Origin of the sequence: Isoptericola sp. 178, assembly GCF_030586525.1 — a bacterium.
GTDB lineage: Bacteria > Actinomycetota > Actinomycetes > Actinomycetales > Cellulomonadaceae > Isoptericola > Isoptericola sediminis.
In genome coordinates, this window is record NZ_JAUQYN010000005.1 from 136,403 (window position 1) to 151,133 (window position 14,731).

General features: G+C 74.0%; 13 protein-coding genes and 1 pseudogene. 8 read left to right on the forward strand and 6 right to left on the reverse strand.

The features are described from left to right. Positions 1-4 precede the first annotated feature (4 nt). The gene (locus tag Q6349_RS14740; protein WP_304604735.1) at positions 5-2,263 is read left to right on the forward strand and encodes a SpoIIE family protein phosphatase; all 2,259 of its coding nucleotides are present in this window, start codon (positions 5-7) and stop codon (positions 2,261-2,263) included. 62 nt (positions 2,264-2,325) lie between these two features. Here the strand turns inward: Q6349_RS14740 and Q6349_RS14745 are convergent, their stop codons facing one another. Further along, positions 2,326-2,769 (reverse strand): ATP-binding protein, encoded by a 444-nt coding sequence (locus tag Q6349_RS14745; protein ID WP_304604736.1) that lies wholly within the window; start codon positions 2,767-2,769, stop codon positions 2,326-2,328. Between the two features lie 13 nt (positions 2,770-2,782). After that, positions 2,783-3,097 (reverse strand): STAS domain-containing protein, encoded by a 315-nt coding sequence (locus tag Q6349_RS14750; RefSeq protein WP_304604737.1) that lies wholly within the window; start codon positions 3,095-3,097, stop codon positions 2,783-2,785. A 165-nt stretch (positions 3,098-3,262) separates the two neighbouring features. Between Q6349_RS14750 and Q6349_RS14755 the strand changes: the two genes are divergently transcribed. After that, positions 3,263-4,357 (forward strand): sorbosone dehydrogenase family protein, encoded by a 1,095-nt coding sequence (locus Q6349_RS14755; RefSeq protein ID WP_304604738.1) that lies wholly within the window; start codon positions 3,263-3,265, stop codon positions 4,355-4,357. Here Q6349_RS14755 and Q6349_RS14760 read toward each other — a convergent pair. Then, complete coding sequence (locus Q6349_RS14760; RefSeq protein ID WP_304604739.1) at positions 4,278-5,477, reverse strand: serine hydrolase; 1,200 nt, start codon at positions 5,475-5,477, stop codon at positions 4,278-4,280. The genes Q6349_RS14755 and Q6349_RS14760 overlap by 80 nt on opposite strands. 52 nt (positions 5,478-5,529) lie before the next feature. Between Q6349_RS14760 and Q6349_RS14765 the strand changes: the two genes are divergently transcribed. Further along, positions 5,530-6,075 carry a PadR family transcriptional regulator gene (locus tag Q6349_RS14765; protein ID WP_304604740.1) on the forward strand — a complete coding sequence of 182 codons (546 nt, stop codon included), beginning with the start codon at positions 5,530-5,532 and terminating at the stop codon, positions 6,073-6,075. Between the two features lie 22 nt (positions 6,076-6,097). On the opposite strand, the gene Q6349_RS14770 is transcribed toward Q6349_RS14765, so the two are convergent. Continuing rightward, on the reverse strand, positions 6,098-6,553 hold the full coding sequence (locus Q6349_RS14770; protein ID WP_304604741.1) for a DUF2255 family protein: 456 nt from the start codon (positions 6,551-6,553) through the stop codon (positions 6,098-6,100). A 167-nt stretch (positions 6,554-6,720) separates the two neighbouring features. Here Q6349_RS14770 and Q6349_RS14775 point away from each other — a divergent pair, with 167 nt between their 5' ends. From Q6349_RS14775 to Q6349_RS14790, 4 genes and pseudogenes are all read left to right on the forward strand, one after another. Next, the gene (locus Q6349_RS14775) at positions 6,721-7,494 is read left to right on the forward strand and encodes a thioesterase family protein (RefSeq protein WP_304604742.1); all 774 of its coding nucleotides are present in this window, start codon (positions 6,721-6,723) and stop codon (positions 7,492-7,494) included. A gap of 232 nt (positions 7,495-7,726) precedes the next feature. After that, entirely contained in the window at positions 7,727-8,623 is an 897-nt protein-coding gene (locus Q6349_RS14780; RefSeq protein WP_304604743.1) for an aldo/keto reductase, read from the forward strand. A 381-nt stretch (positions 8,624-9,004) separates the two neighbouring features. Then, positions 9,005-10,038, forward strand: a pseudogene (locus Q6349_RS14785) (alcohol dehydrogenase catalytic domain-containing protein). 111 nt (positions 10,039-10,149) lie between these two features. After that, positions 10,150-10,515, forward strand: a complete 366-nt coding sequence (locus tag Q6349_RS14790; protein WP_304604744.1) for a DUF2255 family protein — start codon at positions 10,150-10,152, stop codon at positions 10,513-10,515. Between the two features lie 19 nt (positions 10,516-10,534). Here the strand turns inward: Q6349_RS14790 and Q6349_RS14795 are convergent, their stop codons facing one another. Then, a complete protein-coding gene (locus Q6349_RS14795; protein ID WP_304604745.1) occupies positions 10,535-12,250 on the reverse strand; it encodes an FAD-dependent oxidoreductase in 1,716 nt (571 codons plus the stop codon). A gap of 43 nt (positions 12,251-12,293) precedes the next feature. Beyond that, entirely contained in the window at positions 12,294-13,211 is a 918-nt protein-coding gene (locus Q6349_RS14800; RefSeq protein ID WP_304604746.1) for a helix-turn-helix transcriptional regulator, read from the reverse strand. Positions 13,212-13,311: 100 nt separating this feature from the next. On the opposite strand from Q6349_RS14800, the gene Q6349_RS14805 reads away from it, so the two are divergent. After that, the gene (locus tag Q6349_RS14805; protein WP_304604747.1) at positions 13,312-14,697 is read left to right on the forward strand and encodes an MFS transporter; all 1,386 of its coding nucleotides are present in this window, start codon (positions 13,312-13,314) and stop codon (positions 14,695-14,697) included. Positions 14,698-14,731 lie beyond the last annotated feature (34 nt).

The following is a 14,731-nucleotide window of genomic DNA, read 5'->3' on the forward strand; positions in this document are numbered from 1 at the left end:
GGAGGTGGGTGTGACCGAACAGGGGTTCCTCGCCCCCGACGAGACCGTCGACCTCGACAACTGCGCTCGTGAACCGATCCACATCCCCGGGCGGATCCAGCCCCGCGGGGTGCTGCTCGCCCTGCGCACCGACGACGCCGTCGTCACGCAGTGCTCGGCGAACGTGGCCGACCTGCTCGGCGTCGAGCTGGACGCCGTCCTCGGTGCGCCGTTCGCCGCCGCCGTCGGCGACCAGGCCGCCGACCGGCTGCTGGGGCACGTCGCGTCGGTCGACGACCCACGGCTGCGCAACCCGATCGAGATCGAGATCGAGGTCCGGGGCGCCTCCCGCTCGTTCGAGGCCGTGCTGCACCACGCTCCGGGGTCGGCCACCACGGACCGCCCCGCCGTGCTCGTCGTCGAGCTCGAACCGTTCTCGGGCCACGTCTCGCTGACGTACACGAGCACCTTCGAGCCGGTGCGTGACGCCCTCACCGAGCTGGACCGCGCCAGCTCGCTGCAGGAGCTGTACGACATCGCGGTGCGACGGGTCCGCGAGCTCACCGGGTTCGACCGTGTGATGCTCTACCGCTTCGACGCGTCCTACAACGGCGAGGTCGTCGCCGAAGCGCGACGGGAGGACCTCAACCCGTTCCTCGGGCTGCACTACCCCGCCTCCGACATCCCCCCGCAGGCCCGCGCGCTCTACGAGAAGAACTGGATCCGCCTCATCTCGGACGTGGGCTACCGCCCCGCCGACGTCGTCCCCGTGGCGGACCCGGTCAACGGGCAGCCCTTGGACCTCACCTACGGCACGCTGCGCAGCGTCTCGCCGATCCATGTCGAGTACCTGCAGAACATGGGGGTCGGCGCCTCCATGTCGATCTCGCTGCTGCGCGACGGCCGGCTGTGGGGCCTGCTCGCGTGCCACCACTACTCCGGCCCGCACACCCCGTCCTACGGGGCCCGTGCCGCGGCCGAGTTCCTCGGCTCGACGCTCTCGGCCCGGCTCGTCACCCAGGCCGAGGACGACCGCGCCTCGGCCGCTCGCCGCTCGGCCGGCGTCCTGGCCCGGCTCGTGGCCGTGACCCGCGACGACGACGTCCCCCTGACCGACGCGCTGACGGGGTCCCCCGGTCTGCTCGACCTCGTGGCGGCCGACGGCGCGTTCGTCGCGGCCGAGGGCCGCGTCAACCGTGTCGGGACGGCACCCGACGAGGAGACCTGTCTCCGGCTCGCCCGGGCACTGGGTGAGCTCGACACCGAGGTGCTCGTCACCGACCGGCTCGCCGAGCGCGAACCCGAGCTGGCCGAGATCGTGCCCGACGTCGCAGGGATCCTCGCGCTGGTCGTGCCGGGCGGTGCCGCGGTCGTGTGGCTGCGCCCGGAGGTCGTGCAGAGCGTGGACTGGGGCGGCGACCCCCGCAACAAGGCGATCGCCCGACGCGAGGGCGACACCGTGCGCCTCTCCCCCCGCAAGTCCTTCGACCGCTGGCGCGAGGTCGTGCGCGGGACGAGCGAGCCGTGGGCCGAGGAGCAGGTCGACGTCGCGACGTCGCTGCGGTCCTACCTCGCCGAGGGCCTGCTGCTGCGGGGCCGCCGGGACATCCGTGCCGCCGCCATGCTGCAGCGCAGCCTGCTGCCCACCGAGCTGCCGACCGTCCCGGGCTGGACCGTGGACGCCGTCTACGAGCCGTCCGGGGGCGGTCTGGCCGGCGGGGACTGGTACGACGCCCTGGTCCTGGACGACGGTCGGCTGGCCGTCGTGGTGGGTGACGTCACCGGTCACGGCCTCTCGGCGGCCGCGACGATGGGGCAGATGCGCAACGCGCTGCGCGCGCTGCTGCTGACCGGCAGCGGGCCGGAGCTCGCGGTCGAGCAGGTCGACCAGCTCCTGCGCTCCACGATGCCCGAGCAGGTCGCCACGCTCGTCGTGGCGGTCGCCGACCCGACCACCGGCGAGGCCGAGTACGTGACCGCCGGGCACCCGCCGCCCGTCGTCGTGGGTCCGGACGGCGCGGTCGTGGCCGAGACCCTCGGCACGCCGCCCCTCGGGGTCGGTCGGCGCGAGAGTCGCACCGCGACGGTGCAGGTGCCGCACGGTGGCGCCCTCGTGCTCTTCAGCGACGGCCTCGTGGAACGTCGCGACGAGTCGATCGTGGACTCCCTGGAGCGGCTGCGGAGCGCCACCGAGCAGACGCTGGGCGCTGCGACGCTGGTCGCGCTGGTGCGCGACCCGGGTTCCGACGACGACGCCACCGCGGTGGTCGTGCGGCGCGACTGACGCCGCCCGCCGGGCGGCTCGTCAGGACGTCCGTCGGACCGGCAGCGGTCCCCGACGGTCGCTCAGGCGGTCAGGGACGGTTCGCGGCTCGCGACCGTGAACCGGGCCCACACGTGCTTGCCGGCCCGGGTCGCGTACCAGCCGACGGCGTCGGCGAGCCGTGCCGCGAGCATGAGACCGAACCCCCCGGACGCGCTCGGGTCGGTCGCGATCTTCGGCGTCGTCGCCGATGCCCGGTCGGCGACGTCGAGCAGCAGCTCTCCGTCCCGTTCCAGCAGGCGGACGGCGGCCGGGCCGTCCCCGTGCTCGATCGCGTTGGTCGCGAGCTCGCTCGCCACCAGCACGATCGCCTCCGGCACGGCGTCGAGACTCGCGCTCTCCGCGGTGGGCAGGTTGGCCTCGAGGTCGCCTCGCAGGGCGGGAAGCTGCTCGATCGTCAGGAGCGGCCACGACCTCACCTCACGGAACCCGTGCGGCGCGGGCGCGGCGGTGATCCTGGGATCCACGATCTCGCCTCCTTCAGTCCGCGAGAACGAACAGCGTATCCACACCGCTCAGTTTCAGCAGGTCGAGGACCCGCGCCGGCACGTTCTCGAGCACCGGCGGGGACGACTTCTTCTCCGCGGCCATGTACAGCAGCCGCAGACCACCGGAGTCGATGAAGGTCACCTCGGCGAGGTCGATCGTCAGCGGGTCGTCGGCCGTGGCGAGCAGGTGCGCCTCGAGGTCGTCGCCGACCCGCTTCTTCACGGCCGCGTCGACCTCCCCCCACATGGTCCAGCGGGCGTGGTCGGTGTCGAAACGGACCCCGCCGTGGGGTGTCTGGTCGTCCAAGGTCATCCTCACTCGATCTTCCGGTGGCCGCGTCCACTCCGCGGCCGTCCACATAGTGCCCGATGCTCGCCGGTTGCGCACCACGGCCGTCACGGCCTCCCGGGGGCGGGAATCACCGGCGCCCGGGCGGCGTTCGCCCGACAGGAGCGACCCGAGGGAGACCCCGTGCCGAGACCCGTCCGCGCCGCCGTCACGACGGCCCTGGTCAGCCTGCTGATCGCGGGGTGCACCGCCTCCGACGCCGGAGGCGCGGCGGACGGCGCCGCCCCGGAGAACGCGGCGAGCACGCTGCCCGCCTCCCCGCACGGTGAGTCCTCTCCCGTCACGACACGACTGGCGGCACCGTGGTCGATCACGTTCGTGGACGGCACGCCGCTCGTCAGCGAGCGCGACAGCGGCCGCGTCCTGGAGGTCGCCGACGACGGGACGACGCGCGAGGTCGGTGTCGTCGCGGGGGTGGACGACTCGGGCGAGGCGGGGCTGCTGGGTCTGGCGGTCGACGACCGGCGACGCCTGTTCGTCTACTCCACCGGCGCCGACGGCAACCGCATCCAGCGCTACGACCTGCGCGGCGACCCGGGTGCGTTGGCGCTCGGCGCGCCGGTGACCCTCGTCGACGGCATCCCCGCGGCCTCCTTCCACGACGGCGGGCGCCTCGCGTTCGGACCCGACGGGATGCTGTACGCCAGCACGGGTGACGCCGGCGTCCCCGAGCTGGCGCAGGACCCGGACTCGCTCGCCGGCAAGATCCTGCGGATGACGGCCGACGGCGACGCGCCCGACGACAACCCCTCCCCCGGGTCGCTGGTGTACAGCTCCGGGCACCGCAACGTCCAGGGCCTGGCATGGGCCGACGACGGCACCCTGTTCGCCACCGAGTTCGGCCAGAGCACGTGGGACGAGCTGAACGTCGTCGAACCGGGGGCGAACTACGGCTGGCCCGAGGTCGAGGGGGCCGCCGGCGTCGAGGGGTTCGTGGACCCGGTCCAGCAGTGGCGTCCCGAGGACGCCAGCCCCAGCGGCCTGGCCCAGCTCGGGGGCACGCTGTTCGTCGCGAACCTGCGGGGCGAGGCCCTGCGCGCCGTGCCGGTCGACGACCCGTCGACCTCCGCCGTCGTCGTCGACGACGAGGGCCGGCTGCGCGACGCCGTGGTGGCCCCGGACGGGTCGCTGTGGGTCCTCACCAACAACACCGACGGACGCGGTTCACCGGGCGAGGACGACGACCGGATCCTGCGGCTCGAGATCGCCGGGTCCTGACCCGGTCCGGCGGTGTTCGGGGCACGCCGACGCTAGCCGACGCGGCCAGCAGGCGTGCGAGGTGGACGTGCATGATGACGCTGCGGCGCATCTCGGCCGTGCCGTGCAGGTTGAGCACCACGTGCGCCCGCTGGCGAGGGTAGAAGAACAGGTGCGTCGACAGGATGCCGAGGTGCCCGACCGGCACCGGGAGGCCGCGCAGGAACGGGGAGAACCCGCCGAACCGGAGCGTCATCGTGCCCGCCCCGTAGTGGATACCCGGCCGGAAACGGTGCCGGGGGCGGGTGGCGTACCGCAGCAGCCCGGGTGGGACCAGGCGGCCGGCGTGCAGCGCCTCGGAGAACCGGACGAGGTCGCCGGGTGTGGCCACCACGCCCCCGCCGGCCCAGTCCATGGAGACGCTCAGGCACGTGCTCACCTCGTCGGGCCCGACCCAGAACGGCGCGACGTCGAGGTCGGCGACGTCCTGCGGGGTGCGGGCGAGCACGTACGGCATCGAGCTGCGCTCCATGCCGCACGGGTCGAGGACCCGTCGCCTCATCACCGCCGGGAACGCCTCGCCGTGCAGCTCCTCGACGACCCGGCCCAGCAGGACGAACCCCGTGTCCCCGTAACGGAACCGGGCGCCCGGACGACCCACCGCGGGCAGCCGGCGCGCCTCGTCGAGCAGGTCTGCCGGTGTCCACCGGCGGTCGGGGTCGGCCGCGAGGGCGGTCACCGCCGCAGCGCTGGTCCGGTGCCGCGGCGGTTCGGCGTAGTCGGGCAGACCGGCCGTGTGGGTCAGCAGGTGCTCGACGGTGACGTCCCGGGCGACGTCGACGCCGGGGGCCGCCGGGAGTCCGACGAGGTCCCTCGCGGGAAGGAGGGCACCGAGCGGCGAGTCGGTCTGCAGCCGTCCCTGGTCGACGAGCATGAGCACCAGGGCGGTCGTCATCAGCTTGCCGATGCTGGCCGCGTGGAAGGGCTGGTCCAGGTCACCCCGCTCCAGCCTGAGCGTCGGCGAGTCCACCAGGACCTGCGGCTCCGGCAGGCCGCGTCGCCGACCGGCGGCGGCACGGGCCAGGCGGCCGTGCGTCCGCTCGATGCGCCGGGTCGACGGCCCGGCCGTGCTGAGGACCACCAGACCTTTCTACGAGACATGTCTCAGAGAGTCAATAGGTACGCTGACATCCGTGGCCCACGTGATCCTCGGCCTGCTGCTCCTGGCGCCGCAGAGCCTCTACGACCTCGTCAAGAGCTTCGAGGCCGGCGTCTCGCTCTTCTACTCCGCCAGCTCCGGCAGCATCAAGCGCGCGCTCGACGGCCTCCTCGCCGACGGCCTCATCGAGGTCGCCAGCACCGACACCGGCGCGCGAGGCCGCAAGGTCTACCGCGCCACCGCAGCGGGTCACGAGGCCTTCCGCACCTGGATGACCGGCGAGCCCGCCGGTCCCGACACCGAGACCGCAGCCCTCTCCCGGTTGTACTTCCTGGGGCTGCTGGACCCCGCGGAGCGTCCCGGCGTCCTGCGTCGCACGACGGAGCGCATCGAGGCGGACCTCGGCCGTCTCACCGCGCTGGAGCGCAGCCTGGGGAGCTTCCGGGTCCCCGAGGGCATGGCCGACGTCGCCCGGTACCAGCGCGCGACGCTCGACTACGGCATCGCCGCCCACCGGCACGCCCTGGGCTGGTTCCAGGACCAGCTCGCCCGGACGGTCACCGAGCAGGACGACGCCTGACCGGTGCGACCGGCGGCCCGCGTCAGGCCGTGCACGGGCAGGGCGCGGGGCCGGTCGCGGCGGCCGACCGCGCGAACCGAGCCCGCTCCTGCCACGTCGTGATCCGACCGGCGACCCGCTCGGCGAGTCCCGGCCTGCGACGCCGCAGCCGGTACGTCGACGCCGCCGCGTCGTCGGACACCATGTCCGCCACCTGGTCCGGCCGGCACCGGCCGTACGTGGTGCGGAAGGCGTCGTCGAGCAGGTCGTGCATCTCCGGCGCGACCTCGCTCAGCACGACGTGAAGGTCCGTGCCGCCGACGCGGACGCGGCCGCGACCGCGGGTGTCGACGACGGCGTGCGGCTTCGCCGACCGCAGGTAGGTCTCGGCACCGACACGGACGAGCCACGCCGGGGCCGGGACCTCCTCGCCGAGCAGGTGGACGACTCCACCCGTGGGCAGCGCGTCGGTCTCCGGTCTGGTCGTGGCGATCGTCATGGCACTCCTCGGGTCGGTGGTGTCTGCGGCCGCGGTGGGCTCACCGGTCACAACACCGGGGGTCCGAGAAGATTCCGTCCGACCGGCGCTCAGGGGTGTCCTGACAGGGCCTGTCCGGGTTCGGAGCGGTGCGGTATCCCGGCGCGGGGGCTGTCAGGATGTGCTCCATGGCCTACTTCCGACGCAAGGACGCTTCGACCTTCGCCCCCACCGATCTGGTCGGCGGAGCATGGCGCACCGACGAGCAGCACGTCGCACCGACGTTCGGTCTGCTCACCCATCTCGTCGAGACCGACCGCGCGACCCGCGGCCGCGACGACCTCACCCCTGTCCGCCTGACCTTCGACGTGTGGGGCCCCTACCCACTGGAGCTCATGGACACCGACGTCCGCGTGCTGCGCCCCGGACGCGGGGTGGAGCTCGTCGAGGCCGAGGTCTCGTGCGCGGGCCGGACGGTCGCCACCCTGCGGGCCTGGCTCGCCGGCACGACGGACACCAGCGAGCTCGCCGCCGGGGCACCGCCCGCCATCCCCGGACCCGAGGACACGACCCCCTGGGACCCCACGACGGACTGGCCCGGCGCGTTCATCGCCTCGCTCGACGTGCGGCGCACGCTCGCCGAGCCCGGTCGCGGCACGGTGTGGGTGCGGACGGACGTCCCGCTGGTCGAGGACGAGGAGGTCGGCGCCCTCGCGCGGACCGTCGGGCTGCTCGACGTCGCCAACGGGATGACGGTGCGGGCCGACCCTCGCCGCGTCGCGTTCCCCAACCTCGACCTCACCGCGCACCTGTTCCGGGCACCGGCCGGCGGCTGGCTGGGGCTGGACACGACCGTCACGTTCGGGGCGCACGGCGCCGGGACGACCAGCTCCGTCCTGCACGACACCGACGGCCCCTTCGGCCGCCTGGCGCAGTCTCTCGTGGTGCGACCGCTGGGCTGAACCGGTCACCCCGTCGGGGGGACCGGGCCCCCGTGCCCGGGCGCCTCGACGCGTCGAGCACGGGGGCCGGGCCCTTCTGAGCGGCGTGCGGCGACGGCGGTATTCCCGACGAGTCGGGTACTGACAGGGCCCCCCTCACGGTGAGCCGTCCCCGTCGCCCGGTGATCCCCTGGAGGGACAGCAGCCCCCGCAACGGCTGTTCCCGTCCCTCCGCAGCAGAAGGAGCACCGTCATGACACGACCGGTCCCCCAGCTCACCCTGAACAACGGCGTCGAGATGCCCGCCCTGGGCTACGGCGTCTTCCAGACCCCGCCGGACGAGACGATCCGCGCCGTCGAGGCGGCGCTGCAGACGGGCTACCGCCACATCGACACCGCCGCCGCGTACGGCAACGAGCGCGAGGTCGGCCAGGCCCTGCGGTCGTCCGGTGTCGATCGTGCGGACGTGTTCCTCGAGACGAAGGTCTGGATCAGCGACTTCGGGTACGACGCCACGCTGCACGCGTTCGACAAGAGCGCCGGCAAGCTCGGCGTCGACCAGCTCGACCTGTTCATCCTGCACCAGGCGCTGCCCAGCCGCTTCGACCTCACCATCGAGGCCTACCAGGCACTCGAGACGCTGCTTGAGGACGGCAAGGTCCGCGCCATCGGTGTCTCGAACTTCATGCCCGAGCACCTCGACCGACTCCTGGGGTCGACCTCCGTGGTCCCCGCGGTGAACCAGATCGAGGTCCACCCGTACTTCCGGCAGTCGGAGCTGCTGGCGAAGGACGCCGAGCACGGCATCCTGTCCCAGGCGTGGTCCCCCATCGGAGGCATCACGTTCTACCCCGGCTTCGGTGACCAGCACCGCAGCACCCTCGACGACGCGACGATCGGCGAGATCGCCGCGGCGCACGGCAGGACGCCGGCCCAGGTCATGCTCGCCTGGCACCTCGCGCAGGGGCGCTCGGCGATCCCCAAGTCGGTGACCCCGCACCGGATCGCCGAGAACTTCGACGTGCTCGACATCGAGCTCACCGGTGACGAGCTCGCCGCGATCGACGCCCTCGACACGGGCGTCCGGGGCGGCCCCGACCCGGTGGACATCACGCTGGACAACTTCGGGACGGAGATTCCCGAGGCCTGAGCCGGAGCGCAGCAAAGGGTGGGGACCGAGGAACGAGGCACCCGCCCGCCGCGCAGCGCAGGTTCAGGCCGACCGGGAGCCCGAGGCCTGAGCCGGAGCGCAGCAGAGGGTGGGGACCGAGGAACGAGGCACCCGCCCGCCGCGCAGCGCCAGGTTCAGGCCGACCGGGAGCCCGAGGCCTGAGCCGGAGCGCAGCAAAGGGTGGGGACCGAGGAACGAGGCACCCGCCCGCCGCGCAGCGCAGGTTCAGGTGTGCGGCAGGCCCACGGAGGTACCGCCGGTACACGGTACGGGCGTCCCTCCCACGCACGTCCGCAGCGTCCGATGGTGGGTACACCCCCACCGTCCACGCACGGACCAGTACCCACGAAAGGCTTCACCATGCGAGCAACACTCATGTACGGCGCCGGCGACGTCCGCGTCGAAGAGGTCCCCGACCCGACCATCGTCGAGCCGACCGACGCGATCGTGCGGGTCACCCTGGCCTGCGTCTGCGGATCCGACCCCCCTACCACTCGATGCCCGCCGGTGAGCAGGGCGCGCCGATGGGCCACGAGTTCCTCGGCGTCGTGGAGCAGGTCGGCGACGCCGTCACCGACCTCGCACCCGGCGACCTGGTCGTCTCCCCCTTCGCCGTCTCGGACAACACCTGCCCGTTCTGCCGCGAGGGCTTCCACACCGCGTGCCGGCACGGCGGCTGGTACGGCGCCGGCGGCATCGGCGGCGCGCAGGCCGAGAAGATCCGCGTCCCGCAGGCCAGCGGCACCCTCGTCACCCTGCCCTCGGACGTCGACGAGAAGCTGCTGCCCTCGCTGCTGACGCTGGCCGACGTCTACCTGACGGGCTACCACGCCGCCTTCATGGCCAAGGTCCAGCCCGGACAGACCGTCACCGTGATCGGTGACGGCGCCGTCGGCCTGTCCGCCGTCCTGGCCGCACGGCAGATGGGCGCCTCGACGATCATCCTCATGGGCCGCCACAAGGACCGCACCGACCTCGGGCGCGAGTGGGGTGCCACCCACGTCGTCGCCGAGCGCGGCGCGGAGGGCGTCGCCCAGGTCATGGAGCTGACCGGCGGCGAGGGCTCGCACGTCGTGCTCGAGGCCGTCGGGCACATGCCCGCCTACGAGCAGGCCTACGGCGTCGTCCGCCCGGGCGGCGTCATCTCCCGCGTCGGCGTGCCGCAGTACGAGGAGGCCCCCATCGGGTTCGGCTCCCTCTTCGCGAAGAACGCCACCCTCAACGGCGGCCCCGCCCCGGTGCGCGCTTACATCGAGGACGCCATCGCCCAGGTGCTGGACGGAGAGCTGGACCCCGGCGCCGTGTTCGACGCCGAGGTCTCGCTCGACGACGTCGCCGAGGGCTACCGGCTCATGGACTCGCGCGAGAAGCTCAAGGTTCTCGTGCGCCCGTGACCGCGTCGCGGGAGGGTGGGTCCAGCACCCGCCCTCCCGCACCGGCGGGTCGACCGACCCGCCGACCTCCCCGCCCGGGCCCCGACCGGGCACGCCCGTGAGGAGCACCGCATGACCGCCTGGAACCCCACCGACCTCGACGCGATCGAGCGCGCGGGCGAGCTCGACGTCGCGGCCCACCGACCGGACGGCTCGCTGCGCACCCCGCGCATCGTGTGGCACGTCGTCGTGGACGGCACGCTGTTCATCCGCTCCGTGCGCGGTGACGCCGGCGGCTGGTACCGGGGCGTGCAGCGCACCGGGACCGGACGGATCACGTCCGGCGGGGTGACCGCCGACGTGATCTTCACCGAGAACCACGAGCACGACACCGCCATCGACCGCGCCTACCACGACAAGTACGGCGACGGGTCGCCCGTGCGGGCGATCACCAGCCCCGCGGCGGTGGCCACCACCCTGCGCGTCGACCCGGCCTGATCCGGGCGGACCGCGGCGATCAGCGTCGGGGACGCGCGGCGGACGCCCCGAACTCCCGCTCGCGCAGCGACGCCAGGTGCCCGTGGATCAGCGGGAGCACGGAGGCGCCCTCGCCGGCGGCGGAGGCGACCCGTTTCATCGACCCGGAGCGGACGTCTCCGACGGCGAAGACCCCCGGCACGGTGGTCTCGAGGCTCGCCGGGGGCCGTCCGTCCGGCCACCGGTCCCGGGGCACGTCGCGACCGGTGAGCACGTACCCGTCCTCGTCGCGCGCCAGCTCCGGGGGCAGCCAGCCGCAGTCCGGCTCCGCACCGAGCAGGCAGAACAGGCCGTCGGCGCCGACGGTGACCGACCCGCCCCCGTCCCGGTCCGCAAGGCGCAGCCACCGGAGCCAGCCGTCCCCGCCGGCGTCGGTCACCACGGTGCTCGTCCGCACCGAGATCGTGGGCGTGGCCGCGATCTCCCGGACCAGGTAGTCCGACATCGCCGCGGCGAGGTCCGCGCGGCGGACCACCACGGTGACCGAGCCGGCGAACTTGGCCAGGTGCACGGCCGCCTGGCCCGCGGAGTTCCCGCCGCCGACCACGTACACGTCCCGGTCGGCCATCTCCCGGGCCATCGAGGTGGCGGCGCCGTAGAACACCCCCGCGCCGACCAGGCCCTCGAGACCCGGGACGTCCAGCCGACGATAGGCCGCCCCGGTCGCCAGGACGACGGTGCGTGCGCACATCTGCGCACCCTCGACATGGACGTGGTGGTGCTCCGGCTCGTCGTCCGGGCCCGGTCCGACCCGCACGGCGGCCCGGCCGGTGTAGAACCGCGCACCGAAACGCCCGGCCTGCACCCGGGACCGCTGGGCGAGCCGCATCCCGGAGATGCCCCGGGGAAACCCGAGGTAGTTGCGGATCATCGAGCTGGAGCCCGCCTGCCCACCGATCGCGTCGCGCTCCAGCACGACCGTCGACAGACCCTCCGACGCCGCGTAGACCGCGGCCGCCAGCCCCGCGGGGCCCGCACCCACCACGACGACGTCCGCGATCTCGCCCGCGGGGATGTCGTCGAACCCGCCGTACATCGCCTCCGCGACGGCGCCGGGTGTGGCGGCCCCGAGGATCCTGCCGTTGTAGGCCCGCACGACGGGCAGCTCGGCGTCGGGCCCGGCCTCCTCCAGGATCGCGCGGGCGTCGTCCTCGTCCGGGTCGAGCCGACGGTTCGGGATGCCGAGACGCTCGAGCAGGTCGTGCACGGCCGCGGCCTGCCGGTCACCCGCGGCGGCCACCACCTCGGTCGCGGTGACGGTCGGCCGTGCCACCGACCAGCCCCACTCGGACAGCAGCTCGACGAGCGCGATGTGGAACTCCTCGTCGCGGGTGCCGCGCGGCAGCGCGACGAACGTGTCCATGTCCCGGCGCAGCGCGGCCGCCCGGAGCGTGTCGAGGGCGGCCGCGTACTCGTCGACGGGGACGAGGGCGACCCGGCGCGCCGTCGAGACCACGGCCGGGACCTGGTGCAGCAGGTCGACGGCCCCGCCGTCGGGCAGCCGCAGCTCGGCGAGGACCATCGCGACCTGGGCCTCGTCGGCCACGAGGGTGCGCAGGTGCTCCAGGCCGGCGGCGGCGCCGTGCACGCACTCGACGCGGTAGTCGCGGTCGTACCGTGCGCGCAGCTCCTCCTCGGCCTCGCGCGCGTGCTCGCCGCCGACCACCAGGATCACGGGACGGTGGAGGTCGTCCATGCGGTCAGCATGGCGGACGGAGGTCACCGCGGCGAGCGTTCCGTCAGCTCTCGCCCCGGGTGGGCTCCGGCCGCGCGGCTGGCTCGGTCGCGCCCTCCGTGGCCGCCCACGAGGCGAGCAGCTGCAGCGCGTCCGACGCCGGCGAGTCCGGGACCGCCGTGTAGACGTTGAGCTGCAGGCCCGGGTCGGCGGGCAGCACCATCGCCTCGAACGACAGGTCGAGCAGGCCGACGACGGGGTGGTGGAACGTCTTCGTCCCCGTGCGGTGGAACTTGACGTCGTGCTCGGCCCACATGCGCCGGAAGTCCTCCGAGCGGGTCGACAGCTCGCCCACCAGCGCCGTCAACGACGTGTCGTACGGGTTGCGCCCCGCCTCGGCGCGCAGGATCGCGACGGCGTCGTGGGCGACTCGGGCCCAGTTCGGTGCCCAGTAGTCGCGGGCGGCAGGGTCGAGGAAGTGGAACCGGGCGGTGTTGACCGGCTCCTTCGTGGGGCGCTCGAGCGAGGCGAAGATCGGCGAGTACAGCGCCCGCCCCAACGCGTTGGCGGCGAGGACGTCGAGCCGGCCGTTGCGCACGACGGCCGGCACCCCGACCATCGCGTCGATGATCTGCTGCACGGCCGGCCGGACCGACGGCGCCGGCGTGCGGCGGTGCCGCGACCGGGCCGCGCTCGAGGCGTTGGCGGTGCGCGCCAGGTCGAACAGGTGGGTCCGTTCGGCCTCGTCGAGCTGCAGCGCCTCGGCGAGGGACTCGAGGACGGACTCCGAGACACCGGACAGGCTGCCGCGCTCGAGGCGCGTGTAGTAGTCGACGCTGACGCCGGCCAGCATGGCGACCTCCTCCCGACGCAGCCCGGGCACACGACGGTTGCCGCCGTAGGCGGGCAGGCCCGCCCGGTCCGGCGTGATCCGGTCGCGCCGCGTCCGCAGGAACTCGGACACCTCGGCCTTCAGGTCCATGGGTCGACGGTACGCCGGGCCCGGACGCCGGAGGAGGTACTGGCAGTACCGGGATCACCAGGTACTGCCCCGCGGCGCCGTCGCCGCCGAGCGTGGTCCCGTGACCACGACCCTTCAGCACCGGCCGGCCGCGGCGCCCGCCTCGCCGTCCGGCCCCGCGCGCCCGCACGCGATGCTGGCGATCATCCTCGTCGGCTACTTCGTCATCATCCTCGACACCTCGATCGTCATCACCGGGCTGCCGCGGATCCAGGAGGACCTCGCCCTCCCGTCGGGCGCCCTGGCGTGGGTGCAGGACGCCTACCTGCTGGCGTTCGGGGGGCTGCTGCTGCTCGGGGCCCGCGCCGGCGACGTGCTCGGCCGGCGACGGATGCTCGTCGTCGGCCTCGCCGTCTTCACGGCGGCCTCGATCACGGTCGGGCTCGCCCCCACGGGCGCGTGGATGATCGGTGGGCGCGCCCTGCAGGGGGTCGGGGCGGCAGTCCTCGCACCGTCGACGCTCGCGCTGCTGACCGCCGGGTTCCCCGAGGGACCCCAGCGGGTGCGAGCGACCTCCGCCTACGGCGCCGTGGCCGGCATCGGGGCGTCGGTCGGGCTCGTGGTCGGGGGGCTGCTGGCGGACCTCGTGTCGTGGCGCGCCGGGTTCCTCGTGAACCTCCCGATCGGTGTCGCGCTGATCGTCGCCGCCTACCGGGTGCTGCCCGAGACCGACCGGGTGCCGGGTCGGCTGGACCTGCCCGGGGCGCTGCTGGCGACCCTCGGCCCGGCGACCCTCGTGGTCGGCATCGTGCGCGGGGGCGAGGAGGGCTGGGGCGACCTCGTGGCCGTCGGCGCTCTGCTCGCCGGGCTGGTCCTGCTCGCCGCGCTGGTCCTCGTCGAGCGTCGCGCAGCCCAGCCGGTGCTGCCGCTGCGCCTCTTCACCAGCCGCGAGCGCGTCGGCGCCTACGTCGCCCGGATGCTGTTCATCGGCGCGATGATGAGCTTCTTCCTCCTGACCAGCCAGTTCCTGCAGTCCTCCGGTGGCTTCTCGGCGCTCGTGACGGGCCTGGCGTTCTTCCCGATGACGGCGGTCAACGTCGTCGTGGCGCTCGCGGTGCCTCGCCTGCAGCGCCGCGTGCCGGGCTCGGCGCTGCTCACCGCCGGGCTGGTCCTCGCGGTCGTCGGCATGGGCTTGCTGGCGCTGGTCGACGTGAGCTCGTCCTACGCGCTGGGCGTCGCGGTGCCGATGGCGCTCGTCGGCGCGGGGCAGGGCCTCGCGCTCGGTCCGCTGACCGCCTTGGGGGTGGCGGGCGTGGAACCGGCCGACGCCGGCGCGGCCGGCGGCGCGGTCAGCTCGGTGCACCAGCTCGGCGGGGCGCTCGGGCTGAGCCTCGTGCTGGCCACGGCGAGCACCTACGGCTCGGCGATGCTCGTCGGCACGTTCCTGCTCCTCGCCGCCCTGGTGGCGACCGTGGTCCTGATCGTCCCTGCGGTGCGCCCGCGATGACGGCCCCGCACCGGCAGCACACCGCGCCCGGACG

Bases quoted from the DNA above. Each gene is read 5' to 3' on its own strand.
- Q6349_RS14780 (WP_304604743.1), top strand. From the start codon at position 7,727: ATGACACGACCGGTCCCCCAGCTCACCCTGAACAACGGCGTCGAGATG.
- Q6349_RS14770 (WP_304604741.1), bottom strand. From the start codon at position 6,553: ATGACGATCGCCACGACCAGACCGGAGACCGACGCGCTGCCCACGGGT.
- Q6349_RS14775 (WP_304604742.1), top strand. From the start codon at position 6,721: ATGGCCTACTTCCGACGCAAGGACGCTTCGACCTTCGCCCCCACCGAT.
- Q6349_RS14800 (WP_304604746.1), bottom strand. From the start codon at position 13,211: ATGGACCTGAAGGCCGAGGTGTCCGAGTTCCTGCGGACGCGGCGCGAC.
- Q6349_RS14790 (WP_304604744.1), top strand. From the start codon at position 10,150: ATGACCGCCTGGAACCCCACCGACCTCGACGCGATCGAGCGCGCGGGC.
- Q6349_RS14795 (WP_304604745.1), bottom strand. From the start codon at position 12,250: ATGGACGACCTCCACCGTCCCGTGATCCTGGTGGTCGGCGGCGAGCAC.